This is a genomic window from Cronobacter sp. HA18006, from assembly GCF_011605445.1.
Lineage (GTDB): Bacteria > Pseudomonadota > Gammaproteobacteria > Enterobacterales > Enterobacteriaceae > Cronobacter > Cronobacter sakazakii.
In genome coordinates, this window is sequence record NZ_JAANQB010000021.1 from 42,523 (window position 1) to 66,436 (window position 23,914).

19 protein-coding genes are annotated in these 23,914 nt (G+C 56.0%); 11 read left to right on the forward strand and 8 right to left on the reverse strand.

What is annotated here, in order from left to right:
• Positions 1–96: 96 nt before the first annotated feature.
• Together yhcN and argR are read right to left on the reverse strand one after the other, a co-directional pair.
• Complete coding sequence (yhcN, locus tag G9X48_RS12350) at positions 97–360, reverse strand: peroxide/acid stress response protein YhcN (RefSeq protein WP_004385122.1); 264 nt, start codon at positions 358–360, stop codon at positions 97–99.
• Positions 361–721: 361 nt separating this feature from the next.
• The gene (gene argR / locus G9X48_RS12355; protein ID WP_004385120.1) at positions 722–1,192 is read right to left on the reverse strand and encodes a transcriptional regulator ArgR; all 471 of its coding nucleotides are present in this window, start codon (positions 1,190–1,192) and stop codon (positions 722–724) included.
• 436 nt (positions 1,193–1,628) lie between these two features.
• Here argR and mdh point away from each other — a divergent pair, with 436 nt between their 5' ends.
• Positions 1,629–2,567 carry a malate dehydrogenase gene (gene mdh, locus G9X48_RS12360; protein ID WP_004385118.1) on the forward strand — a complete coding sequence of 313 codons (939 nt, stop codon included), beginning with the start codon at positions 1,629–1,631 and terminating at the stop codon, positions 2,565–2,567.
• Positions 2,568–2,628: 61 nt separating this feature from the next.
• Here mdh and degS read toward each other — a convergent pair whose 3' ends face one another.
• The 3 genes from degS to zapG form a co-directional block, all read right to left on the reverse strand.
• Positions 2,629–3,696, reverse strand: coding sequence for an outer membrane-stress sensor serine endopeptidase DegS (gene degS, locus G9X48_RS12365; protein ID WP_004385116.1), 1,068 nt, complete (start codon positions 3,694–3,696; stop codon positions 2,629–2,631).
• Positions 3,697–3,786: 90 nt separating this feature from the next.
• Positions 3,787–5,154, reverse strand: coding sequence for a serine endoprotease DegQ (degQ, locus tag G9X48_RS12370; RefSeq protein ID WP_004385114.1), 1,368 nt, complete (start codon positions 5,152–5,154; stop codon positions 3,787–3,789).
• Between the two features lie 172 nt (positions 5,155–5,326).
• Positions 5,327–5,725, reverse strand: coding sequence for a Z-ring associated protein ZapG (gene zapG / locus G9X48_RS12375; RefSeq protein ID WP_004385113.1), 399 nt, complete (start codon positions 5,723–5,725; stop codon positions 5,327–5,329).
• A 203-nt stretch (positions 5,726–5,928) separates the two neighbouring features.
• Between zapG and zapE the strand changes: the two genes are divergently transcribed.
• The 10 genes from zapE to nanQ all read left to right on the forward strand — a co-directional run bounded on the left by zapE (position 5,929) and on the right by nanQ (position 14,609).
• Positions 5,929–7,065, forward strand: a complete 1,137-nt coding sequence (zapE, locus tag G9X48_RS12380) for a cell division protein ZapE (protein WP_166499955.1) — start codon at positions 5,929–5,931, stop codon at positions 7,063–7,065.
• Between the two features lie 250 nt (positions 7,066–7,315).
• Positions 7,316–7,744 carry a 50S ribosomal protein L13 gene (rplM, locus tag G9X48_RS12390; RefSeq protein WP_002437467.1) on the forward strand — a complete coding sequence of 143 codons (429 nt, stop codon included), beginning with the start codon at positions 7,316–7,318 and terminating at the stop codon, positions 7,742–7,744.
• 14 nt (positions 7,745–7,758) lie between these two features.
• Positions 7,759–8,151: a 30S ribosomal protein S9 gene (gene rpsI / locus G9X48_RS12395; protein ID WP_000829818.1), complete on the forward strand. Its 393-nt coding sequence runs from the start codon at positions 7,759–7,761 to the stop codon at positions 8,149–8,151.
• Positions 8,152–8,464: 313 nt separating this feature from the next.
• Entirely contained in the window at positions 8,465–9,106 is a 642-nt protein-coding gene (gene sspA / locus G9X48_RS12400) for a stringent starvation protein SspA (protein WP_004385111.1), read from the forward strand.
• Between the two features lie 5 nt (positions 9,107–9,111).
• Entirely contained in the window at positions 9,112–9,603 is a 492-nt protein-coding gene (gene sspB, locus G9X48_RS12405) for a ClpXP protease specificity-enhancing factor (RefSeq protein WP_004385110.1), read from the forward strand.
• Between the two features lie 99 nt (positions 9,604–9,702).
• Positions 9,703–10,494, forward strand: coding sequence for a transcriptional regulator NanR (nanR, locus tag G9X48_RS12410; RefSeq protein WP_063265433.1), 792 nt, complete (start codon positions 9,703–9,705; stop codon positions 10,492–10,494).
• A 134-nt stretch (positions 10,495–10,628) separates the two neighbouring features.
• Positions 10,629–11,531: an N-acetylneuraminate lyase gene (nanA, locus tag G9X48_RS12415; protein ID WP_063265434.1), complete on the forward strand. Its 903-nt coding sequence runs from the start codon at positions 10,629–10,631 to the stop codon at positions 11,529–11,531.
• Between the two features lie 96 nt (positions 11,532–11,627).
• Positions 11,628–13,118: an MFS transporter gene (locus tag G9X48_RS12420; RefSeq protein ID WP_097640658.1), complete on the forward strand. Its 1,491-nt coding sequence runs from the start codon at positions 11,628–11,630 to the stop codon at positions 13,116–13,118.
• A 154-nt stretch (positions 13,119–13,272) separates the two neighbouring features.
• Positions 13,273–14,148 (forward strand): N-acetylmannosamine kinase, encoded by an 876-nt coding sequence (locus G9X48_RS12425; protein ID WP_097640659.1) that lies wholly within the window; start codon positions 13,273–13,275, stop codon positions 14,146–14,148.
• A complete protein-coding gene (gene nanQ / locus G9X48_RS12430; RefSeq protein WP_012125977.1) occupies positions 14,145–14,609 on the forward strand; it encodes an N-acetylneuraminate anomerase in 465 nt (154 codons plus the stop codon). Before G9X48_RS12425 ends, nanQ begins: the two co-directional genes overlap by 4 nt.
• Positions 14,610–14,660: 51 nt before the next feature.
• Here the strand turns inward: nanQ and G9X48_RS12435 are convergent, their stop codons facing one another.
• The 3 genes from G9X48_RS12435 to gltB form a co-directional block, all read right to left on the reverse strand.
• Complete coding sequence (locus tag G9X48_RS12435) at positions 14,661–17,240, reverse strand: autotransporter outer membrane beta-barrel domain-containing protein (RefSeq protein ID WP_105629582.1); 2,580 nt, start codon at positions 17,238–17,240, stop codon at positions 14,661–14,663.
• Between the two features lie 369 nt (positions 17,241–17,609).
• On the reverse strand, positions 17,610–19,028 hold the full coding sequence (locus G9X48_RS12440) for a glutamate synthase small subunit (protein ID WP_097640661.1): 1,419 nt from the start codon (positions 19,026–19,028) through the stop codon (positions 17,610–17,612).
• A gap of 13 nt (positions 19,029–19,041) precedes the next feature.
• Positions 19,042–23,502, reverse strand: coding sequence for a glutamate synthase large subunit (gene gltB, locus G9X48_RS12445; RefSeq protein WP_004385102.1), 4,461 nt, complete (start codon positions 23,500–23,502; stop codon positions 19,042–19,044).
• Between the last annotated feature and the right edge of the window lie 412 nt (positions 23,503–23,914).

Consider the following 23,914-nt stretch of genomic DNA (forward strand, 5'->3'; position numbering starts at 1 on the left):
GTGTATTCAGCGGCCTTAATGGTTAGCGTACGGTTTTTATCGGGCCGCTGAGAGGTATTACTTTCGTCGTGCGTAAACGCCTGACGGTTATAACGCTTATTTATAAAGCTCGGCAGTGGCGTGCCAGTGGTCGCCAGTACGGGCTTCAATCACGCGATACGCGGTTGCGCCTTTCGCTTCTGCTTTTTCATTCAGCATCGCACGCAGATCCATCGGAGCCGCGTTTACGGCGTCAACAGAAACGGTACCGATAGACTGACGGTTCTGCGCCTGTTCTGCGTTGATGGAGTCCGCCGCGAAAGCGCCGAAGGACAGCATGGAGAGAAGTGTCAGGGCTGTTACAGTAGATTTAGTTTTCATGTTCTTTTCCTCGTCGTAATTGTTATCGGTGGGGTCTTATTGTGTGACCCTCATCACAAAAACAAGTATACACTAGTTACCCGAAAAATTAATACGATCCTAATTATTTACTATGAAACTTTGTTCGGTCCGGACATGGTTTTTATTACCGATCATTATAAAAGTGAGGGTAAAAAGTCCGTTTTCAGATCAATTTTTCGATAAATCAATAGATTGAGTGAATTTGACGATTTGTGCGGTCTTCAGACGTTCGCGCAGCCGTAGCGGCAAAAAACAGGTGGATGACGCGGTTCGGGTATTAAAAGAAAGTGGAAATACGAAGGGAAGAGGATAACCGCCGGAAGATCCGGCGGCACAGCGCTTAGAGTTCCTGCTCGAACAGTACCAGAATGGCTTCGTAGAGATCTTTCACCGTAAAGCCACGCGCGGGCGTGGTAAAGATAGTGTCGTCACCCGCAATGGTGCCCAGAATCCCTTCGGCTTTACCGAGTGAATCCAGCAGACGCGCGATAAGCTGCGCGGCACCGGGGCTGGTGTGAATCACCACCACTGCGTCGTTATAGTCGATATCCAGCACCAGGTTTTTCAGCGGGCTGGAGGTCGTCGGCACGCCAAGCTCAACCGGCAGGCAGTAGACCATCTCCATTTTGGCGTTGCGGGTACGCACGGCACCAAATTTCGTTAACATGCGGGAGACTTTGGACTGGTTGATGTTCTCGAAACCCTGATCCTGAAGCGCCTGGACGATTTCGCCCTGGGAACTGAACTTCTCTTCTTTTAGTAAGGCCTTGAAGGCTTTGACTAATTCTTCTTGTTTTGCGGAGCTACGCATATATCACCCGTATACAGGCCAATAAACAACATTATTATGCATTGTGATGAATTTTTATGCAAATGGTCTGCCTTGCGGCGGGCTGAAATAATGTTATGAAAGAGACGAATTTTATCAAATTACGTTATCGAGGAACATGCCTGCGTCACGACTCGCAAATAAGGCTTTAAGTAAACCAAATGTTATCAAAATGATGTTGTTTTGATGCTTAAAGAGGGTGTAATGTAACCGCCTGTTGAGATGTTGCTTCGGTAGTGACCCGGCGGTATTCGCGTCATCTGCACCCGGGCGAGAAGGCCGCATCGCTTTCAGTTAAACCGCGCTACGATCGCAAACTGCGGGCGAAAAGAGTGCTATAACTTCCTCCCAGGATGATTATGGTCGCCACCTCATGGAGTAACGGCACACAATTGCTAACCATAATAAGGAGTTTAGGATGAAAGTTGCAGTCCTCGGCGCGGCAGGCGGTATCGGCCAGGCGCTTGCCCTTCTACTCAAGACCCAACTGCCTTCAGGTTCAGAACTCTCTCTGTATGACATTGCGCCGGTAACCCCAGGGGTTGCGGTGGATTTGAGTCATATCCCGACCGACGTGAAAATCAAAGGTTTCTCCGGTGAAGACGCCAAACCGGCGCTGGAAGGCGCTGATGTGGTGCTGATCTCCGCAGGCGTTGCCCGTAAACCGGGTATGGATCGCTCTGACCTGTTCAACGTGAACGCAGGCATTGTGAAAAACCTGATTCAGCAGGTGGCGACCACCTGCCCGAAAGCGTGCATCGGCATCATCACCAACCCGGTGAACACCACTGTCGCCATCGCGGCAGAAGTGCTGAAAAAAGCAGGCGTATACGACAAGAACAAACTGTTTGGCGTGACCACGCTGGACATCATCCGCTCCAACACCTTTGTGGCGGAACTGAAAGGGAAAAAACCGGCTGAGCTGGACGTGCCGGTAATCGGCGGCCACTCAGGCGTGACCATTCTGCCGCTGCTCTCCCAGATCCCGGGCGTGAACTTCACCGACCAGGAAGTGGCCGATCTGACCAAACGCATTCAGAACGCGGGTACCGAAGTGGTGGAAGCGAAAGCGGGCGGAGGCTCTGCGACCCTCTCTATGGGCCAGGCGGCTGCGCGTTTTGGCCTCTCTCTGGTGCGTGCGCTGCAGGGCGAGCAGGGCGTGGTGGAATGCGCCTATGTGGAAGGCGACGGCGAATATGCCCGCTTCTTCTCTCAGCCGCTGCTGCTGGGTAAAAACGGCATTGAAGAGCGTAAACCGATCGGCACGCTGAGCGCTTATGAACAGCAAGCGCTGGAAGGCATGCTGGACACGCTGAAAAAAGATATCGCCCTGGGCGAAGAGTTCGTTAACAAGTAAGCGTTAATGGACGAAAAAAAACCGGAACTCAGGTTCCGGTTTTTTTATGCCTGCGATACCGCTATTCCGGCGTCGCCGGGTATTCCTGAATCGTCACCTGAATGGTGAGCTTGCGATCGTTTCGCATTACTTCCACCGGGATCACCGAGCCAGGACGGATTTCCGCCACCTGATCCATGGTTTCCAGCGCGGAGATGGCGGGCTTGTTGTTAACCGACACAATCACATCATTCACCTGAATGCCTGCGCGCGCGGCAGGACCGTCCTGCGCCACGTCGTTCACCACAATCCCCTGTATCTGATCGATACCCGCCGCTGGCGTGTGCATCGGCGTAATTTCACGTCCGCTGATACCGATATAGCCGCGGATCACGCGCCCGTCGCGGATGAGTTTTTCCATAATGCGCGTGGCAAGCTGTGTTGGGATCGCAAAACCGATGCCTTCCGGCGTTTCGCCGTCGTTGCTCTTATCAAAGGAGAGTGTGTTGATGCCCATCAGCTCGCCAAGCGAGTTCACCAGCGCGCCGCCGGAGTTGCCGTGGTTGATGGAAGCGTCGGTTTGCAGGAAATTCTGGCGTCCGGACGGGTTCAGGCCGATTCGCCCGGTGGCGCTGATAATCCCCTGCGTAATGGTCTGCCCGAGGTTGTACGGGTTACCTATTGCCATGACGACATCGCCAATATGCGGCATTCGCTGTGGGTTGATGGGAATTACCGGCAGGGCGGTCGCGTTAATTTTCAGCACGGCCAGATCGGTCAGGCTGTCTGAACCTACCAGCAGCGCTTCAAACACGCGGCCATCCTGCAGCGCCACGATAATCTGATCGGCGTCGTTGATGACATGTTTGTTAGTCAGAATATAGCCGCGCTGATCCATGATAACGCCGGAGCCGAGCGTGCGAATTTCCAGCTGGCTGCGATTGCTGCCGCCGAGGCTGCGGTTATAGACGTTCACGACCGCAGGCGCAGCACGGCGCACCGCCCGGTTATAACTCACGGGCGTTTCATCGACGCTGTCGAGCTTTTGCTGCAACAGCGGATTATAAGGGCGCAGGGAAGGTACGAGCGTCAGCAGCAACGCGGCGACAATTAACCCCGCAATAACCGAGCGTAAAAGCTTCAGAAACATGTGTATGGAATAAGTAGTCAGGGGACGGGCGCAGCATATCATGAGTTAAACGGACATCACACGCGGCGTGATGTCCGTTGTCTCAGTTTATTAACGCAGCAGCAAATAGAGGCTGTCGTTACCGCGCACAATATGCAGCGCGATGATGGCAGGCTTGCTTTCCAGCAGCTTGCGCATTTCAGCGATGGAGCTGACGCGCGCCCGGTTTACGCCAACGATCACGTCATCTTTTTGCAGGCCCGCCTGAGCCGCGGCGCTGCCTTTCTCGACGCTATTGATGGTAATGCCTTTGGTGCCGTCTTTAAGCTGGCCATCGCTTAACGTCGCGCCCTGTAAGGCTGGCGCGATGATATCGGCGCTGGCGGAAGAAGACGTGCTTTTATCGAGCGTCACTTCCACTTCCTGGGCTTTACCGTCGCGCAGCAGGCCCAGCTTCACTTTCGTGCCAGGCTCGGTGGTGGCGATGCGCGAGCGCAGTTCGGCGAAGCTGTTCAGCGGGCGGCCATTGAGGCTCACGATCACATCGCCCGCTTTAATGCCTGCTTTAGCGGAGCCTGAGTTCGGCAGCACTTCGCTAACGAACGCGCCGCGCTGGGTATTCAGGTTGAACGCTTTGGCGATATCAGCGCTCATCTCGGTGCCTTTAATGCCGAGCAGACCGCGTTTCACCTCGCCTGACTGCATCAGCTGTTTAGCGAGCGTCTGGGCCATATTCGCCGGAATAGCGAAACCGATACCGACGCTGCCGCCGCCCGGCGCGAGAATCGCGGTGTTGATACCGATAAGCTCGCCGTTGAGGTTCAGCAGTGCGCCGCCGGAGTTACCGCGGTTAATGGACGCATCGGTCTGAATAAAGTTTTCGAAGCCTTCGAGATTAAGCCCGCTGCGGCCTAACGCCGAGACAATGCCGGACGTCGCCGTCTGGCCGAGCCCGAACGGGTTGCCAACCGCCACCACGAAATCGCCGACGCGCAGTTTATCGGAATCCGCTATCTGAATTTGCGTCAGGTTGCTGGCGTTTTGCAGCTGGATCAGAGCGATATCGCTCTGGTCGTCGCCGCCAATCAGTTTGGCGTCGAACTCGCGGCCGTCATTGAGCTGAACGCTGATTTTCTGGGCATGATTAATCACGTGATTATTGGTGAGCACATAGCCTTTCGCGGCGTCGATAATCACACCGGAGCCGAGACCTTCAAACGGCTGCGCCTGCTGGTCTGGCATCGATTCGCCGAAAAACTTTTTGAGCTCTTCCGGCACGCGCTGTTCCTGCACGGCGGTGCCTTCCACCCGCACGCTGACAACCGCAGGCAGCACTTTTTCCAGCATCGGCGCGAGGCTTGGGATCGCAGGCTGGCCCGGCACCTGCGATGGCAGCGCAGCGAGCACCGGCGCGGGCGCCGACAGAGATAAACCGAGACTTAACGCTAACGCACTTAACAGCAGGGTTTGTTTTTTCATGAACGCAGCTCTCGCAACCTGGTTATAAAAGTCACCTGAAAACACGGATATTATTGAATTCTCAATGTCGTAACAATGCTGTCATCGGGACGGCAGCGCTCAGAATAAGCATAGTCAGCGCCCAAAGAAAAGCGGGCGCAAATGCGCCCGACGGTAAGGATAGTTAGCTGAATCAGTTGCGCTTCGCGCCGGTACGCAGCAGACCAGACGCGCTGTCCGAATAGTCGCGCGGCATCTGGACCGGCGCCTGATCGTTGCTCGCTTCCGATTCCGCAAGGCGATTGCGGAACGGGTTGGTCTCTGCGGACATTTCCGGCAGCAGGCTGCTGGAGCTTTTCGCCATGTGCTGATAAAGCTGACGATAGTCGTGCGCCATATTATCCAGCAGTTCGGCGCTGCGGGCGAAGTGGCTGACCAGTTCTTCGCGGTAGTCGTCAAGCTCCGCTTTGTTTTTCTCAAGCTCGTACTGCAGAGCCTGCTGTTGACGTAATTTGCGGTTACCGAAACGCATAGCGACGGCGCCGATAATGATGCCGACGACTAACCCAATAAGCGCATATTCCCAGGTCATGAACATCTCCCGTTGTCTTGTGATTCCGTAGGGTGGTAACGGCGAGGCTTGGTTTCTCGTCTGCGTGCCGTCGACCGGTAAACCCACTATAACCGCTAATTCAGGAGAAGTGGAATCCTGGAGCGGCATGGCGTAGTGTAGAGCGGCCTTTTTTTGGCCAAAATAACGCTGCGGCGAACGTTTTCAGGAAGTAAGAATAATATATGCAGAGCATCTCTCCGACATCGCGCTACCAACAGGCCCTGAAAGAGGGCACCCATCAGCCGGACGACGTACAGCATGAAGCGGTAAATCGTCTGAATCTTCTCTGGCAGGGGCTTTCGCAGAAAACCGACGCGCCTGCGCCTGCTCGTGGCGGCCTGCTGACCAAAGTCGGCAAGCTGTTTGGCAAACGTGAAGAAGCGCTCAGTGAAGCGCCGGTACGCGGCTTATATATGTGGGGCGGCGTCGGGCGCGGCAAAACCTGGCTGATGGATCTGTTCTTTCATAGCCTGCCGGGCGAGCGCAAACTCAGGCTGCATTTTCACCGCTTTATGCTGCGCGTGCATGAAGAGCTCGCCGCGCTGCAAGGGCAGACCGATCCGCTGGAAGTGGTTGCTGACGGTTTTAAAGCGCAGGCGGACGTTATCTGCTTCGATGAATTTTTTGTCTCCGATATTACCGATGCCATGCTGCTTGGTGGCCTGATGCAGGCGCTGTTTGCGCGCGGCATTACGCTTGTCGCGACGTCAAATATTCCGCCCGATGAGCTGTACCGCAACGGCCTGCAGCGCACGCGTTTTCTGCCGGCTATCGAGGCGATTAAAGCGCATTGCGATGTGATGAACGTCGATGCGGGTATCGATTACCGCCTGCGCACGCTGACTCAGGCGCATTTGTGGCTCTCGCCGCGCAGTGAAGAGACGGCGCGCCAGATGGACAAACTCTGGCAGGCGCTGGCGGGCGCACCGCGTAACGCCGCGGCGGCACCGTCGCTTGAGATTAACCATCGCCCGCTGCCGACGCTTGGTGTGGAAAACCAGACGCTGGCCGCGTCCTTCGCCACCTTATGCGTGGACGCGCGCAGCCAGCATGACTACATCGCGCTGTCGCGCCAGTTCCATACCGTGCTGTTGTTTGACGTGCCGGTGATGACCACTTCCACCGAGAACGCGGCGCGGCGCTTTATCGCGCTGGTGGATGAGTTTTATGAACGCCAGGTGAAGCTGGTGGTTTCGGCGGATGCGCCGCTGGATGACATCTATCAGGGCGAGCAACTGCAGTTTGAATTTAAGCGTTGCCTCTCGCGTTTGCAGGAGATGCAGAGCGAGGAATACCTCAAACGCCCGCATCTGGCCTGACGCCTGACCGCTCCTCTGCCCGCAGGGGAGCGAATTCGGGTACTTTCCTCATAAAAGGGGTCGATCTTTATACTCGACTTCTCTATAATCTTGCGACCCCACGTTACAACAAAGTTTTTTTCCCGAAACTTTTGTGTGCCGAAAACATATCCGAGGGGGTAGGTTTGCGGACTTTGTCGTGTGAACCTCAACTCAATTTAAGCGTTTGGGTGTTCGCCAACGTGTAACTCTATATTTGGGTAAGCTTTTAATGAAAACTTTTACAGCTAAACCAGAAACCGTAAAACGCGACTGGTACGTTGTTGACGCGACCGGTAAAACTCTGGGCCGTCTGGCTACCGAACTGGCTCGTCGCCTGCGCGGTAAGCACAAAGCGGAATACACTCCGCACGTTGATACCGGTGATTACATCATCGTTCTGAACGCAGAAAAAGTTGCTGTAACCGGCAACAAGCGTTCTGACAAAATGTACTACCACCACACTGGCCACATCGGTGGTATCAAAGAAGCGACCTTTGAAGAGATGATTGCCCGCCGTCCTGAGCGCGTAATTGAAATCGCGGTTAAAGGCATGCTGCCGAAGGGCCCTCTGGGCCGTGCTATGTACCGTAAACTGAAAGTTTACGCGGGCAACGAGCACAACCACGCGGCGCAGCAACCGCAAGTTCTGGACATCTAATCGGGATTATGGCAATGGCTGAAAATCAATACTACGGCACTGGTCGCCGCAAAAGCTCCGCCGCTCGTGTGTTTATCAAACCGGGCAACGGTAAAATCGTTATCAACCAGCGTTCTCTGGAACAGTACTTCGGTCGCGAAACTGCCCGCATGGTAGTTCGTCAGCCGCTGGAACTGGTCGACATGGTTGAGAAACTGGATCTGTACATCACCGTTAAAGGTGGTGGTATCTCTGGTCAGGCTGGTGCGATCCGTCACGGTATCACCCGCGCTCTGATGGAGTACGATGAGTCTCTGCGCTCTGAACTGCGTAAAGCTGGCTTCGTTACTCGTGACGCTCGTCAGGTTGAACGTAAGAAAGTCGGTCTGCGTAAAGCACGTCGTCGTCCGCAGTTCTCCAAACGTTAATCCTTTTCTGCTTTGGCAGAATCGAATTGGCGAAAAACCCGGCACAACGCCGGGTTTTTTTATGCCCGGAATTTTTATCTGGCCGCTAATCTACTGAAATCCCGCCCATTTACGGCAATCGGATAAAACCTCTCACCACAAGCTGCGCAAAATCTGGTAAACTATCATCCAATTTTGTGCCCAAATGCTGGTAACTGTTCACGTTTTGTTCGTTTTAGAGACGGAAGAAAGTTCGGCACGGAAGGGTGATTAATAAGGCCAGTCGTGTTTGCGGCTGGTAGCAGTAACTTTCTGAATATACCTGGAGGTTTTCATGGCTGTCGCTGCCAACAAACGTTCGGTAATGACGCTGTTTTCTGGTCCTACTGATATCTACAGCCATCAGGTCCGCATTGTGCTGGCTGAGAAAGGTGTCAGCTTTGAAATTGAGCATGTGGAAACGGATAACCTGCCGCAGGATCTGATTGACCTCAACCCAAATCAAAGCGTGCCGACGCTGGTAGACCGTGAACTGACTCTGTGGGAGTCGCGCATCATTATGGAATATCTTGATGAGCGTTTCCCGCACCCGCCGTTAATGCCTGTGTACCCGGTGGCCCGCGGTGAAAGCCGCCTGTATATGCACCGTATCGAGAAAGACTGGTACTCGCTGATGAACGTGATTGTCAGCGGTTCCGCCCAGGAAGCCGATAACGCGCGTAAACAGCTGCGTGAAGAGCTGCTGGCTATCGCGCCGGTATTCGGTCAGAAGCCCTATTTCCTGAGCGATGAGTTCAGCCTGGTGGATTGCTATCTGGCACCGCTGCTGTGGCGTCTGCCGCAGTTAGGTGTTGAGTTCAGCGGCGCGGGCGCTAAAGAGCTCAAAGGTTATATGACTCGCGTGTTTGAGCGTGATTCGTTCCTGGCTTCGCTGACCGAAGCCGAGCGCGAAATCCGTCTGCAAACCCGGGGCTAAACCTTATGGATATCTCTCAGCTCTCTCCACGTCGTCCTTATCTGTTGCGTGCCTTCTATGAATGGCTGCTGGATAACCAGCTGACGCCGCACCTGGTCGTGGATGTGACGCTGCCGGGCGTGCTGGTGCCGCTGGAGTACGCGCGCGACGGGCAAATTGTTCTCAATATCGCGCCGCGCGCGGTCGGTAATCTGGAACTGGCGAATGACGAAGTGCGTTTCAACGCCCGTTTCGGTGGCGTACCGCGTCAGGTCACCGTGCCGCTGGCAGCCGTGCTGGCTATCTACGCCCGTGAAAACGGCGCCGGTACGATGTTCGAGCCCGAAGCCGCTTATGATGAAGAGATGGCGAGCCTGAACGACGAAAACAGCGCGGAAGAGCCGGAAACGGTCATGTCTGTCATTGATGGCGATAAGCCTGACGATGCGGATGATAACGATCCGGGTGACGAGCCGCCGCCGCGTGGCGGACGCCCTGCGCTGCGCGTGGTGAAGTAATTCCTGACAGGCCCGATGGGCCTGTTTTGTTATCCGCCCGGTGTTTCGCCAGCCTGAAAATCCTGTGATAGGATGAGTAAAGTGTCACCTTTCAATAGCATGCCGTCTATGAACCCATTCGACTCACAATCTGAAGATGCTTCCGACGCTATCGGGCGCAGCCTGGGCCGCCGTCCGCTGACGCGCAAAAAGCTTTCTGAAATGGTAGAGGAAGAACTGGAGCAGATGATCCGCCGCCGTGAATTTGCGGAAGGGGAGCCGCTGCCTTCCGAGCGTGAGCTAATGGCTTTTTTCAACGTGGGGCGTCCTTCTGTCAGGGAGGCGCTGGCGGCGCTGAAGCGTAAAGGGCTGGTGCAAATCAGTAACGGCGAGCGCGCCCGCGTATCGCGCCCTTCCGCAGACACGATCATTAGCGAGCTCTCCGGTATGGCGAAGGATTTCCTTTCTCATCCGGGCGGCATCGCCCATTTCGAACAGCTACGACTGTTTTTTGAATCCAGCCTGGTGCGCTACGCGGCTGAAAAAGCCACCGACGAACAGCTCGAACGGCTGACCAAAGCGCTGGACATTAATCGCCAGTCGCTCGCGGATAACGCGCAGTTTATCCGCTCGGATGTAGAGTTCCATCGCGTTCTGGCTGAAATCCCCGGTAATCCCATTTTTATGGCCATTCATGTGGCCCTGCTGGACTGGCTTATCGCTGCGCGTCCTGCCGTGCCGGATGCCGAACTGATTGAGCACAACAACATCAGTTACCAGCAGCACATTGCGATTGTTGACGCTATCCGCAAACGCGATCCTGATGAAGCTGACCGCGCGCTACAAACGCATCTGAACAGCGTTTTTGCGACCTGGCAGACGCTCAGCCAGAAGAAGAAATCCCGCAAATAATTTCGATCCTCCCTGATCAAAGAGTGAAGCCGATCGCATAACCGCGCTTATGTGGCAGGCTGGTGAATATTTGATCTGGTATAACAGGTATAAAGGTATATAGTCATTCTCACTTAACAGATGAGGATGTTCTTATGACTGCACCATTACGCGGGGTGATGCCCGCACTTCTGACCCCTTTTGACCAGCAGCAGCGCCTGGACAAAGAGAGCCTGCGCCGTCTGGTGCGCTTTAACATCAGTCAGGGCATTGACGGCCTGTATGTCGGTGGTTCGACAGGGGAAGCCTTTATTCAAAGCTGCGCGGAACGCGAAGAGGTACTGGAAATTGTCGCTGAAGAGGCTAAGGGAAAAGTCACGTTGATAGCGCATGTTGGCTGCGTAAGCACGGCGGAAAGCCAGCAACTGGCCGCTGCCGCCAGTCGCTACGGGTTTGACGCGGTGTCTGCCGTCACGCCGTTCTACTACCCGTTTAGTTTTGAAGAACACTGCGACCACTACCGCGCCATTATTGCCTCAGCGGACGGCCTGCCGATGGTGGTTTATAACATTCCGGCGCTAAGCGGCGTCAGGCTGTCGCTTGATCAAATCAGCACGCTGGTCACGCTTCCTGGCGTCGGCGCGTTAAAGCAAACTTCAGGCGATCTTTACCAGATGGAGCAGATCCGTCGCGCGCATCCGGATCTGGTGCTTTACAACGGCTATGACGAGATCTTCGCATCCGGGCTGCTGGCAGGTGCCGACGGCGGCATTGGCAGCACTTACAACATCATGGGCTGGCGCTACATGCACATCGTGAAAGCGTTAAACGAAGGCGATATCGCCACCGCGCAACGGCTGCAGCGTGACTGCAATCAGGTTATCGATCTGCTTATCAAAACAGGCGTCTTTCGTGGCCTGAAAACCGTTCTTCACTACATGGATGTGGTTTCCGTGCCGCTATGTCGCAAGCCTTTTGCGCCAGTAGCGGAACAGTATCTGCCGGCACTCAAGGCGCTGGCGGCTCAGCTACAACAAGAAAAAGCACAGCTGAGCTAATGACCTCTGTCAGGCCTGTTTGTGTCAGGCCTGACTCCGCTTCACCCGGTACCTTACCTTACAGCGTATGGGCACAGCCCATCGCGGGAGCGTCATATGACTAAAACGACACAACTTATCCCGTGGTATCGCCACCTTAACCGGGCGCAATGGCGGGCATTTTCCGCCGCCTGGCTGGGTTATCTGCTTGATGGTTTCGATTTTGTCTTAATCGCACTGGTATTAACCGAAATTCAGGATGAATTTGGCCTCACTACGATTCAGGCAGCGAGCCTGATTTCCGCCGCGTTTATCTCTCGCTGGTTCGGCGGTTTAATGCTGGGCGCGATGGGCGACCGCTATGGACGACGCCTTGCGATGATCTCAAGCATCGTACTTTTCTCCGTCGGCACACTCGCCTGCGGTTTAGCGCCGGGTTATACCACGCTGTTTATCGCGCGTCTGGTGATAGGCATTGGCATGGCCGGTGAATATGGTGCCAGCGCAACCTATGTCATTGAAAGCTGGCCGAAGGCGTTGCGTAACAAAGCCAGCGGTTTTCTTATCTCAGGATTCTCTGTCGGCGCGGTTGTCGCCGCCTTTGTCTACAGTCTGGTGGTGCCGGTCTGGGGCTGGCGCGCGCTCTTTTTCATCGGCATTCTGCCGATCGTTTTTGCGCTCTGGCTGCGTAAAAATATTCCTGAAGCGCACGACTGGGAGGCGCGTCGTAGCGAAAAGACCCCGGTGCGCACGATGGTCGATATCCTGTATCGTGGCGAACACCGCATTATCAACATCGTATTAACCCTGCTCGCCGCGGTTTCACTCTGGCTCTGCTTTACCGGCGAGCTGGACAGCGCGGTTATTGTCGCGGCACTCGGGCTGGTCTGCGCCGCAATTTTTATCAGCTTCATGGTGCAAAGTAGCGGCCCGCGGTGGCCGACCGGCGTTACGCTGATGGTTATCGTCCTGTTCGCTTTTCTTTATTCATGGCCTATTCAGGCGCTACTGCCAACCTATCTTAAAACCGAACTGGCGTACGAACCGGCAACCGTGGCACGCGTTTTATTCTTCAGCGGCTTTGGCGCGGCGGTGGGCTGCTGCGTGGGCGGTTTTCTCGGTGACTGGCTCGGTACGCGCCGTGCCTATGTGTACAGCCTGCTGGCTTCGCAGGTACTCATCATTCCGGTTTTCGCGATTGGCGGCGCAAATGTCTGGGTGCTGGGCCTGCTGCTTTTCTTTCAGCAGATGCTTGGGCAAGGGATCTCCGGCATTTTACCGAAGCTTATTGGCGGCTATTTCGATACAGACCAGCGTGCCGCGGGGCTCGGGTTTACCTATAACGTCGGTGCGTTAGGCGGCGCGCTGGCTCCCGTACTTGGCGCGCTGATTGCCGAGCGGCTACATCTCGGCGCTGCGCTCTGTTCACTTTCGTTCGGCCTGACGTTTGTCGTTGTCCTGCTGATTGGGCTTGATATGCCTTCGCGGGTGCAACGCTGGCTTCGGCCAGAGGCGTTACGCACGCACGACGCGACGGACGGAAAGCCGCTTAGCGGCGCGCAGGCTGTTAGCGGGCGTAAGCGTGGTCTGGTCAAAAGTAAAAGTTAACCGGCGCCCGGCGGTGCGCCGGGGCGTCTCACCCACAAGGAGTGTCTATGCCTTTACTCTGTCTAATAAATAACGCCAGCGGTGTGTCACAGGCGCTTATCCGCGGGCCTGCGCATCGCCTGTGGTATTGCAATGTGATGCAAAAGGAGAGGCCATGAACGTACTGGCGATAGACATAGGTGGCACCAAACTGGCTGCCGCAACGGTTGATGCGTCACTGCGTATCACCGGGCGGCGGGAAATACCCACGCCTGCCAGCAAAACGCCGCAAGCGCTCAGCGCAGCGCTTGAGACGTTACTCTCCCCACTGAAAGCGTACGCAGATCGGGTGGCGATTGCGGCTACCGGTGTCATTCACCACGGCGTGCTGACAGCGATGAATCCCGACAATCTCGGCGGTCTTGCGCATTTCCCTTTGACTGAAACCGTGTCGCAGATGACCGGCTTACCGTGTCTTGCCGTCAATGACGCGCAGGCGGCTGCCTGGGCGGAATACCATGCGCGCAAAGACATGATGAGCGAGATGGTGTTTATCACGGTATCTACCGGCGTTGGTGGCGGCGTCATTATTCATGGGCAACTGCAGACTGGCCAGAGCGGCCTGGCGGGGCACTTTGGTCATACGCTTGCCGATCCTGGCGGGCCGCGCTGCGGCTGTGGACGAACAGGGTGTGTGGAGGCTATCGCCTCCGGCCGTGCGCTCGCGGCGGCGGCGACAGACACGCTTGCCGGGCTCGACACGAAAGCGATTTTTGCGAAAGCCAGCGAGGGCGAGCCTGCGGCGATAGCGCTCGTGGGGCGCTCTGCCCGGACGCTGGCGCGGCTGATTGCCGATCTCAAAGCGGTTACCGACTGTCAGCTCGCGGTGATAGGCGGCAGTATCGGCCTGGCGGACGGTTATTTGTCGCAGGTGCGCGACGCTCTTGCTCGTGAGCCTGCAGCGTTTCAGACGCCTCTTGCGGCGGCACATTATCGTCACGATGCTGGCTTAATCGGGGCCGCGCTACTCGCTCAGGGAGAAAACGTATGATTGCAGGACATATTAAGAAGGTTGATGCCGCAGGGCTGCCGCCGGTAATGATTGACGCTATCGTGCAGGCGCTGGAGAGCCATCCGGCGCACAAAGCGCCCGGCAGTTATGTGTTGGGCGAGCGGTTATTAATGAACGTGATGTGTTTTACAACACAGGCTGCGCAGGAAAAGCGTGCTGAACTTCATCAGGACTACATAGACATTCAGATTCTGCTGGAAGGTCAGGAACAGGTGCGTTATGGCCTCGCGGGCAGCGCACGGGAGTGCGGCGAGCGGCATGAGGCCGAGGACTATCAGCTTTGCGCGCGCATTGAGGCAGAGCAGACCATTATCATGGAGCCTGGCATGTTTATCGTTTTTATGCCGGGTGAGCCGCATAAACCCGGGTGCAGTATCAGGCAGCCAGCAGAAATCAAAAAGGTCGTCTTAAAGCTTCATCGCAGCGCGCTACAGGCATAAAAAAAGCCCGGTCGTTTCTACCGGGCTGATTAATAGTCTCTGTGCCTGCAATTACCAGCGATAGTTCACCAGCATGTGGCCAGAATACGCGTTGTAGGAGTTATCGCCCCATTCGCTGCTGACCCGGAAGGAAACGGTGGTTGCGTCATTTACTTTACCGCTGACGCCCGTTTCCAGCTGGAAGCGGTTAGACGGCACGTTTGAATCCAGCGTCTCGTCGTTAAAGTTCAGATCGCTCATACCGTTGCCGATGAGCCAGTTCACCGCGCCGTAAGGCTGCCAGGTTTCTACGGCTTTCTGATCCACGTAACTTGCCTTGACGCCAATACGGCCCAGCACAGCGTCATTATCCGGCGTATTGATGCGCGTGCCGTTATATTCAACGTGGTCATCCTGATCCAGATTGCTGTAAACCACCTGGCCCTGCGGTTCAAACTTCATGGTGCGCGCTTTCTCTGACGGCACCAGCCAGGCATGGCCGACTTCCAGAGACGCGGCATAGCCCTGGCTGTCATACTTCTCGCCCGGCATATCGTCGCCATTCACCTGGCTGTTATACCAGCTGTAAGACGCCCAGCTGTCGATATAACTGCCAAGACGCAGTTTCTGATCTTCCTGCCAGGTAGCATACACGCCGACGTTATAACCGTTAACGCGGCCATCTGCCGAGCGCGAATTATGGCGCGCATCTGCGGTGGTGTCGCTGTAGCCTGCGCCCAGCATAAAACCGCTGTGCAGTGTGCCGGTGGAGAGATCTTTGCTCAGGAAGTCGCTGCCTAACTGCACCACGGCGGAGCGGATTTTATATTTCAGATTGCTGTCCGCGAAGTTGCCGTCGTTATACTCGCCTTTAACGTACATCCAGGTATTCAGATCGTCGGCGTCGCGCAGCATCAGTTGATCGCGGTCGTCACGCTTGTGAATAAACATCTGCTGTGCGGCCAGGTAGTTCGCCATATAGACGCCAGCCTCCGGGCGATAAACCTCCGGAGCCGGTGGCGTATCGCCGCCGCCATTATCGTTACCGCCGTTATCACCACCGTTATCGTTACCGCCATTATCGCCGCCATTATCATCCGGGTCTGGCGTTGGATCCGGCGTCGGGTCAGGCGTATCGCTGGCTTTGGACTCCAGATACCAGTTACCGTCGTCGTGCTTATACAGATCGTATTCCCACATGCCCGCCACGACGGGTTTACCGAGCGTGAAGGATGCATCAGAAGCGCCGCCAACGCTGATAAGCTCAATACCGTTGATGGTTTGTGCGCCCTGACCGCCGATATTGGCCACTTCAAGTGAGGAGCTGCCAGCGCTATTACCGGTAATGGCGAGATGATCGGTTAGAGAATTGTCTGCACCCGCCTCGGTATTCATGACGATGCGGCTATTTTCATCGCCGGTGTAGTTGCCGTTAATCGTAAAGGCATTACCAACGCTGTTATTGCCCGCGATTTGCAGCGTGCCCTGGTTGGTCACGTCGCCATTGATGGTATTACCCGCAGCCGGGGTAGAGGCGTTTTCATTGCCACTGACAGCATTCCAGGACGCCAGTACGCCGCCTGCGGCAATCGCCACGCTGCTGTTGACGGTGCCTGCCGACGCGAGCGTGGCACCGCTGTCGATATTAATGATGCCGGTGCCGCCGTCTGGCCCCATCGTGGCGTTTTCGGCCACAAGGGTCGTGCCGCCTTTAAGTGTGGCGTCGCCGCTAAAGCTGTTGTTACCCGTGAGCGTCAGCGTGTTGGCGTCTTCTTTGACGAGGTTACCGGTGCCGGAAATATCGCCCGCGAAGATGTAATCTGCCGCCTGGTTGAAAATCAGCGTACCGTTGTTGGTGACGTTACCTTCCAGCGACGCGTTGTCGCCCGTGCCAGTACCGATTTGCAGCGAGGCCGCATCGTTAATTAACGTTGCGCCGCTGTTTTTTACGTCACCGCCGAGCGTCAGGTTGACGGTTTTGACAATAAGGCTGTCGCCTTCACCCGTCAGATCGACATTACCGGTCAGCGTCCAGTCACTGCCGTCCATCGTTAGCGATTTAAAACCGTCGCCTTCGTTCGCGCCGGTAAAATTGCTGTCCTCGTTACCGCTGTCGTTCAGGGTAATCGTCGTGTTGGCAGAGCCTGTGGTAATAACATCGCCGCCGAGGCTGGAGCCTGCTTTAAGCACCAGCGCATTATTACCGTCGTTTTCGAAAGAAATCGCGTAATCGTTGCCGGAGATAGTGCCGGTATTAACGAGGGTGACATTTTGAGCGTCAGTGACGCTAATGCCGGTATTTACGCTGCTAATCGTTCCTTTATTTTGCAGGGTAAACATGTCTGAGCTTTGCCCGTCAATTTCAACCTGCATGGCATTGCCATAATCATTCTTAATGGTGCCATTATTCGTAAAGGTAACGATGTCTTCACCTTGAACAGAGACGGCAGGTTTGGTTTTTGACGAGGACATCGTCACGTCAGGGTTAACGATATAATCAGTGTCACCGCTGACGATATAACTACTACTGGTATCTTTGGAAATAATAGTTTCTGCATTTGCCATCACTGGCGAGGACAAAACGATAAGCGGGAAAATATTGCGTATCAGCTTTGTGACAACGTTCATCCTGAATGTTTTAGAAGTATCCATAATTACGTCCAATATAATAATGCGTTGAATTAAGTGTCGGCGTCGCGGCAGCTTATTTCATTGTTCTCGTAAATAACATGCTTTCCGAAAGATACAGAATTTATAAATATAATAAAATTATGGTTCTGCCTGTCTTATTTCATACTGAACCCATATTAATAGATGCTGTAAATAATCGGTGAATAATGAGGCGCTCGGAGGAATATAGTCGGTGAGAAAAGTCAGGAAAAGGAATCAACCGGGAGGCGTTATCCGATGATTGATTACTTTCAGAAGTCTTTTTCTGGAATGAAAAAAAGGTTGCTTTATTGATAAATGAAATAAAAAAGGGAAGCGCGAGGCTTCCCTTTATAACGTCAGACGAAACGGTCAGACTTCGAGGTAGTTCATGATGCCGTCTGCTGCTTTACGGCCTTCAGCAATTGCGGTCACCACCAGATCGGAGCCACGCACAATATCGCCACCCGCGAAGATTTTCGGGTTGCTGGTCTGGAAGGCGTTTTCATTGCCTTCCGGCGCAATCACGCGGCCCTGCGAATCCAGCTCCACGCTGTGCTGCGCCAGCCATTCCATGCTGTGCGGACGGAAGCCGAACGCCATCACCACGGCATCAGCCGGCAGCACATGCTCGGAGCCCGGCACGATTTCGGCGCGACGACGGCCTTTTTCATCCGGCTCGCCCATCTGCGTGCGCGCCATTTTCACGCCGCACACTTTGCCGTTGGCGTTAATTTCAACGCCAAGCGGCTGCACGTTGAACTGGAACTCAACGCCTTCTTCCCGTGCGTTTTTCACTTCGCGGCGGGAGCCCGGCATGTTCTGTTCGTCACGACGATAAGCGCAGACGACGTGAGTCGCACCCTGGCGCACCGAGGTACGCACACAGTCCATCGCGGTATCACCGCCGCCCAGCACCACCACGCGTTTGCCTTCCATACTGATGTACGGCTGCTGCGCGTCTTCCTCAAAGCCCATAATCTGACGGGTATTGGCGATAAGGAACGGCAGCGCTTCATACACGCCCGGCGCGTCTTCGTTTTCCAGCCCGCCGCGCATCGACTGATAGGTGCCGACGCCGAGGAAGACCGCGTCATAATCGCCCAGCAGATCGCTCATCTGGACATCGCGGCCCACTTCGGTATTAAGCCGGAATTCAATCCCCATGCCGGTGAAGATTTCACGACGGCGCGTCATCACTTCTTTTTCGAGCTTAAAGGCCGGAATGCCGAAAGTCAGCAGGCCGCCGATTTCCGGGTTACGGTCAAACACGACCGCTTTTACGCCGTTGCGCGTCAGCACGTCGGCGCACGCAAGGCCTGCCGGGCCTGCGCCCACGATAGCGACGCGTTTGCCGGTCGGCTTCACGCCGGAGAGATCCGGCCGCCAGCCCATTTCGAACGCTTTATCGTTGATATAGCGCTCGATGTTGCCGATGGTCACCGCGCCGAATTCGTCATTCAGCGTGCAGGAACCTTCGCACAGGCGATCCTGCGGACAGACGCGGCCGCACACTTCCGGCAGCGTGTTAGTCTGGTGAGACAGCTCAGCGGCTTCGAAAATGCGCCCTTCGTTGGCAAGCTTCAGCCAGTTAGGGATGTAGTTATGGACCGGACATTTCCATTCACAGTAAGGGTTGCCGCACGACAGGCAGCGGTCTGCCTGCGCTTTGGCCTGGCCTTCTGAGAAGGGCTCATAGATTTCCACAAACTCAATTTTACGGATCTTAAGCGGCTTTTTTGGCGGATCAACGCGCTGTAAGTCGATAAATTGGTAAACGTTCTGACTCATCAATCGTGACCTCTTACTGCGCCTGCACCCGCAGCTCGGCTGCGGAACGACTACGGTGACCCAACAATGCTTTTACATCACTGGACTTCGGTTTAACCAGCGCGAATTTGGCTGAGAACGCCGGCCAGTTCGCCAGGATCTCTTCGCCGCGGTGTGAACCGGTCTGTTGAACATGCTCGGTGATAAGCCCGCGCAGGTGTTCTTCGTGAATCGCTAACTCGTCGACATTCAGCACTTCCACCAGCTCCGGGTTCACGCGTTTGCGGAACTCGCCGTCTTCATCGAGCACGTAAGCGAAACCGCCCGTCATGCCCGCGCCGAAGTTCACGCCGGTTTTGCCGAGAATACAGACGATGCCGCCGGTCATATATTCACAGCCGTTATCGCCGATGCCTTCCACAACGGTAATCGCGCCGGAGTTACGCACCGCGAAACGCTCGCCCGCGCGGCCTGCGGCGTAGAGACGGCCGCCCGTCGCGCCATACAGGCAGGTGTTGCCGATAATGCTCGCTTCATAGCTCTTGAATGACGACCCTACCGGCGGACGAATCGCCAGCAAGCCGCCCGCCATGCCTTTGCCGACATAGTCGTTGGCATCGCCCGTCAGGTGTAGCTCCACGCCGCCTGCGTTCCAGACGCCGAAGCTCTGCCCGGCCGTCCCGGTGAAGTACGCTTTGATGGGATCGGAAGCCAGGCCCTGATCGCCGTGCGACTGCGCAATGTAGCCCGACAGCAGCGCCCCAACCGAGCGGTCGGTATTGCGGATATCAAACCAGAACGTTTTGCTCTGGCGGCTATCGACATACGGTTTCGCCTGGGCCAGCAGCTGCGCGTTCAGGTCGCCTTTATCGAACGGCGGGTTGCTTTCGGTGCAGTAGACCGCTTTGCCCGGATGCGGCTCGGCGGTTTCCAGCAGTTTCGCCAGATCCAGTTTTTGCTGCTTCGCCGTAAAGCCTTCCAGCTCTTTCAGAAGATCCGTGCGACCAATCAGATCCACGAGACGCGTCACGCCCAGTTGGGCCATGATTTCACGCGTTTCACGGGCGATAAACTCAAAGTAGTTGGTCACTTTGAACGGCAGGCCGTGGTAGTGGTTTTTACGCAGTTTGTCATCCTGGGTCGCTACGCCAGTGGCGCAGTTATTCAGGTGGCAAATACGCAGGTATTTACAGCCCAGCGCCACCATCGGGCCGGTACCGAAGCCGAAGCTTTCCGCGCCAAGAATGGCCGCTTTGATGATATCAAGGCCGGTTTTCAGGCCGCCGTCTACCTGCAGGCGAATCTTATGGCGCAGACCGTTGGCGACCAGCGCCTGCTGCGTTTCCACCAGACCCAACTCCCACGGGCAGCCCGCGTATTTCACGGAGGAGAGCGGGCTTGCGCCCGTACCGCCGTCGTAGCCTGCGATGGTGATGAGATCCGCATAGGCTTTCGCCACGCCGGTGGCGATGGTGCCCACGCCCGGCTCAGACACCAGCTTCACGGAGATCATCGCCTTCGGGTTGACCTGTTTTAAGTCGAAAATCAGCTGCGCCAGATCTTCAATCGAGTAGATGTCGTGGTGCGGCGGCGGGGAGATCAGCGTCACGCCCGGCACCGAATAACGCAGACGCGCGATGTACGGCGTCACTTTGTCGCCAGGTAACTGACCGCCTTCGCCCGGCTTCGCGCCCTGCGCCACTTTAATCTGAATCACATCGGCGTTGACCAGATACGCGGGCGTCACGCCGAAGCGGCCGGAGGCGACCTGCTTAATGCGCGACACTTTATTGGTGCCGTAACGCGCCGGATCTTCGCCGCCTTCGCCGGAGTTTGAGAATCCGCCGAGGCTGTTCATCGCCTCCGCCAGCGACTCATGCGCTTCCGGGCTCAGCGCGCCGATGGACATCGCCGCGGTATCAAAACGTTTGAACAGCTCGCTTGCCGGTTCGACATCTTCCACGCGCACCGCGTCCGCCTGCGGGTTCAGCGCCAGCAGATCGCGCAGCGTCGCCGCCGGACGTTCGTTAACCAGCTTCGCGTATTGCTGATAGTCGCTGTAGTCGCCGCTCTGTACCGCCTGCTGGAGGGTGCGCACCACATCCGGGTTGTAGGCGTGGTATTCGCCACCGTGAACATATTTCAGCAATCCGCCCTGCACGAGCGGTTTGCGCGCAAGCCAGGCGCGCTTCGACAGGTTCAGCAAATCCTGTTCGAAATCGGCGAAGCCCGCGCCGCCGATGCGGCTGACTACACCCTGGAAGCAGAGCTCGGAGACGTCGCGGTGCAGGCCGACGGCTTCAAACAGTTTGGAGCAGCGGTAAGAGGCGATGGTCGAGATGCCCATTTTGGACATGATCTTGTAAAGCCCTTTGTTGATGCCGTTGCGGTAGTTCAGCATCACGCTGCGGTAATCTTTTTCGATAGCGCCGGTATCCACCAGTTTCGCCAGCGTTTCGTAGGCGAGATACGGATAGATAGCGGTGGCGCCGAAGCCCAGCAGCACGGCGAAGTGGTGCGGATCGCGGGCGCTGGCGGTTTCGACAATAATGTTGGCGTCGCAGCGCAGGCTCTGTTCTACCAGCCGCGTCTGAATAGCGCCGACGGCCATCGGTGCCGGTACTGGCAGACGATCTTTGGCGATGTTGCGATCCGAGAGCACCAGCAGCACGGTGCCGTTGCGCACCATCTGTTCGGCTTTATCGCACAGCGCTTTAACGGTCTCTTCCAGCGTCGCCTGCGCAGGCGAGAAGGTGATGTCGAGCGTATCGGCGCGGTAGTGCTCTTCTTCAAGCGTGGTGAGCTGTTTAAAGTCGGAGTAGAGCAGAATCGGCGATTTAAAGCTCAGGCGGTGCGCCTGGCCTTCAGCTTCGCAGAAAACGTTCATCTCGCGGCCGATGCTGGTGGCAAGCGACATCACGTGCGCTTCACGCAGCGGATCGATAGGCGGGTTAGTCACCTGGGCGAACTGCTGGCGGAAGTAGTCGTAAATAATGCGCGGCTGGCTGGAGAGCACGGCGAATGGCGTATCGTCGCCCATCGAGCCTACCGCTTCCTGGCCGTTTTCACCCAGCACGCGGATAACGGAATCCAGCTCTTCATTGCTGTAGAAGAACTGCTTCTGATAGCTTTCGAGCAGGGCGTCGTCCATTTCACGGGTACCGACCTGATCGTCAGGCAGATCTTCAAACGGCACCAGACGGCGAACGTTTTTCTCCATCCACTCTTTGTACGGATGGCGGCTCTTCAGATCGTTGTCGGTTTCCGCCGAGTGCAGGATGCGCCCGCCGCGGGTGTCGATAACCATCAGCTCGCCAGGCCCTACGCGGCCTTTTTCCACGACTTCATCCGGCTGGTAATCCCAGATACCCACTTCGGAGGCGCAGGTGATGAGCTTGTCTTTCGTGATGACGTAGCGCGCCGGGCGCAGGCCGTTACGGTCAAGATTACAGGCGGCGAAACGACCGTCTGACATCACGATGCCCGCCGGGCCGTCCCACGGCTCCATATGCATAGAGTTGAAGTCAAAGAATGCGCGCAGCTCCGGGTCCATATCCGGGTTGTTCTGCCAGGCCGGCGGCACCAGCAGACGCATGGCGCGCACGATATCCATCCCGCCTGCCAGCAGCAGCTCAAGCATGTTATCCATGGAGCTGGAGTCAGAGCCGGTTTCGTTAACAAACGGTGCGGCGTCGTGCAGATCGGGGATAAGCGGCGTCTGGAATTTATAAGTACGCGCGCGCGCCCACTGGCGGTTGCCGGTAATGGTGTTGATCTCGCCGTTGTGCGCCAGATAGCGGAACGGCTGCGCCAGCGGCCAGCGCGGTACGGTGTTGGTGGAGAAACGCTGGTGGAACAGGCAGATGGCCGACTCCAGCCGCAGATCCGCCAGGTCCAGGTAGAAGCGCGGCAGATCTGCCGGCATACACAGGCCTTTATAAATGTTCACCAGGTTTGAGAGGCTACAGACGTAGAACTCTTTATCGTCAACCAGACGTTTTTCAATGCGGCGACGCGCGATAAACAGGCGGCGCTCCATATCACGCGGACGCCAGCCTGCCGGGGCGTTCACAAAAATCTGTTCGATGCGCGGCATCGAGGAGAGCGCGATTTCGCCCAGCACGCCTTCGTTGGTCGGCACCACGCGCCAGCCCACGATAGACAGGGTTTCCCGCTGCAGCTCTTCTTCAACGATGCGACGCGCGGCGCTGGCTTTTTCAGGATCCTGATTTAGGAACAGCATGCCAACGGCGTAATTTTTGGCTAAGCGCCAGCCGTGCTCTTCGGCGACCATGCGGAAAAAGCGATCCGGCTTTTGCAGCAGCAGGCCGCAGCCGTCACCGGTTTTACCATCCGCGAGGATAGCGCCGCGGTGCTGCATACGGGCCAGCGCGTGGATCGCGGTACGCACAACCTTGTGGCTAGGTTCGCCTTCTATGTGGGCGATCAGGCCGAAACCACAGTTATCTCTCTCAAGAGATTTATCGTACAACATATCAGTGAACCTCCCCAGGCTCTGCGGGATTCCCTCCTGAACCGATGGCGCGCGGGCGCAAAAAGGGTGTGGCGACAGGGTATGGCGTTAAACGCACACCTTGCGTGTCGCCCTCCTGATATCCTTTTTCATCGGTACATCGTCGTTGAGGACTTACTTAAGAGGGAATCTCATTTACTGCATAAATATGATGGGCAGAACGCCCATCGAGAAAGCTTCCAGCGAATTTCCAACTTATCGGGAATCCGCACACAGGTCAAATGTCATTCTTATTTATTCAAAAGTGTGCTAAAGCGCAACCATTTCATTGATAAATAAACACTTTTAACCTTTTTTACATTAGGTTTTCCGGGTAATAAGCCCCGGTGATGTGTGATCTGACTCACTATAAGAAAGCGGCTGGAAGTGGATA

What these genes read in the sequence shown, in the direction of transcription:
- yhcN (WP_004385122.1), bottom strand. Translation starts at nt 360, where the DNA reads ATGAAAACTAAATCTACTGTAACAGCCCTGACACTTCTCTCCATGCTG.
- argR (WP_004385120.1), bottom strand. Translation starts at nt 1,192, where the DNA reads ATGCGTAGCTCCGCAAAACAAGAAGAATTAGTCAAAGCCTTCAAGGCC.
- mdh (WP_004385118.1), top strand. Translation starts at nt 1,629, where the DNA reads ATGAAAGTTGCAGTCCTCGGCGCGGCAGGCGGTATCGGCCAGGCGCTT.
- degS (WP_004385116.1), bottom strand. Translation starts at nt 3,696, where the DNA reads ATGTTTCTGAAGCTTTTACGCTCGGTTATTGCGGGGTTAATTGTCGCC.
- degQ (WP_004385114.1), bottom strand. Translation starts at nt 5,154, where the DNA reads ATGAAAAAACAAACCCTGCTGTTAAGTGCGTTAGCGTTAAGTCTCGGT.
- zapG (WP_004385113.1), bottom strand. Translation starts at nt 5,725, where the DNA reads ATGACCTGGGAATATGCGCTTATTGGGTTAGTCGTCGGCATCATTATC.
- zapE (WP_166499955.1), top strand. Translation starts at nt 5,929, where the DNA reads ATGCAGAGCATCTCTCCGACATCGCGCTACCAACAGGCCCTGAAAGAG.
- rplM (WP_002437467.1), top strand. Translation starts at nt 7,316, where the DNA reads ATGAAAACTTTTACAGCTAAACCAGAAACCGTAAAACGCGACTGGTAC.
- rpsI (WP_000829818.1), top strand. Translation starts at nt 7,759, where the DNA reads ATGGCTGAAAATCAATACTACGGCACTGGTCGCCGCAAAAGCTCCGCC.
- sspA (WP_004385111.1), top strand. Translation starts at nt 8,465, where the DNA reads ATGGCTGTCGCTGCCAACAAACGTTCGGTAATGACGCTGTTTTCTGGT.
- sspB (WP_004385110.1), top strand. Translation starts at nt 9,112, where the DNA reads ATGGATATCTCTCAGCTCTCTCCACGTCGTCCTTATCTGTTGCGTGCC.
- nanR (WP_063265433.1), top strand. Translation starts at nt 9,703, where the DNA reads ATGCCGTCTATGAACCCATTCGACTCACAATCTGAAGATGCTTCCGAC.
- nanA (WP_063265434.1), top strand. Translation starts at nt 10,629, where the DNA reads ATGACTGCACCATTACGCGGGGTGATGCCCGCACTTCTGACCCCTTTT.
- G9X48_RS12420 (WP_097640658.1), top strand. Translation starts at nt 11,628, where the DNA reads ATGACTAAAACGACACAACTTATCCCGTGGTATCGCCACCTTAACCGG.
- G9X48_RS12425 (WP_097640659.1), top strand. Translation starts at nt 13,273, where the DNA reads ATGAACGTACTGGCGATAGACATAGGTGGCACCAAACTGGCTGCCGCA.
- nanQ (WP_012125977.1), top strand. Translation starts at nt 14,145, where the DNA reads ATGATTGCAGGACATATTAAGAAGGTTGATGCCGCAGGGCTGCCGCCG.
- G9X48_RS12435 (WP_105629582.1), bottom strand. Translation starts at nt 17,240, where the DNA reads ATGGATACTTCTAAAACATTCAGGATGAACGTTGTCACAAAGCTGATA.
- G9X48_RS12440 (WP_097640661.1), bottom strand. Translation starts at nt 19,028, where the DNA reads ATGAGTCAGAACGTTTACCAATTTATCGACTTACAGCGCGTTGATCCG.
- gltB (WP_004385102.1), bottom strand. Translation starts at nt 23,502, where the DNA reads ATGTTGTACGATAAATCTCTTGAGAGAGATAACTGTGGTTTCGGCCTG.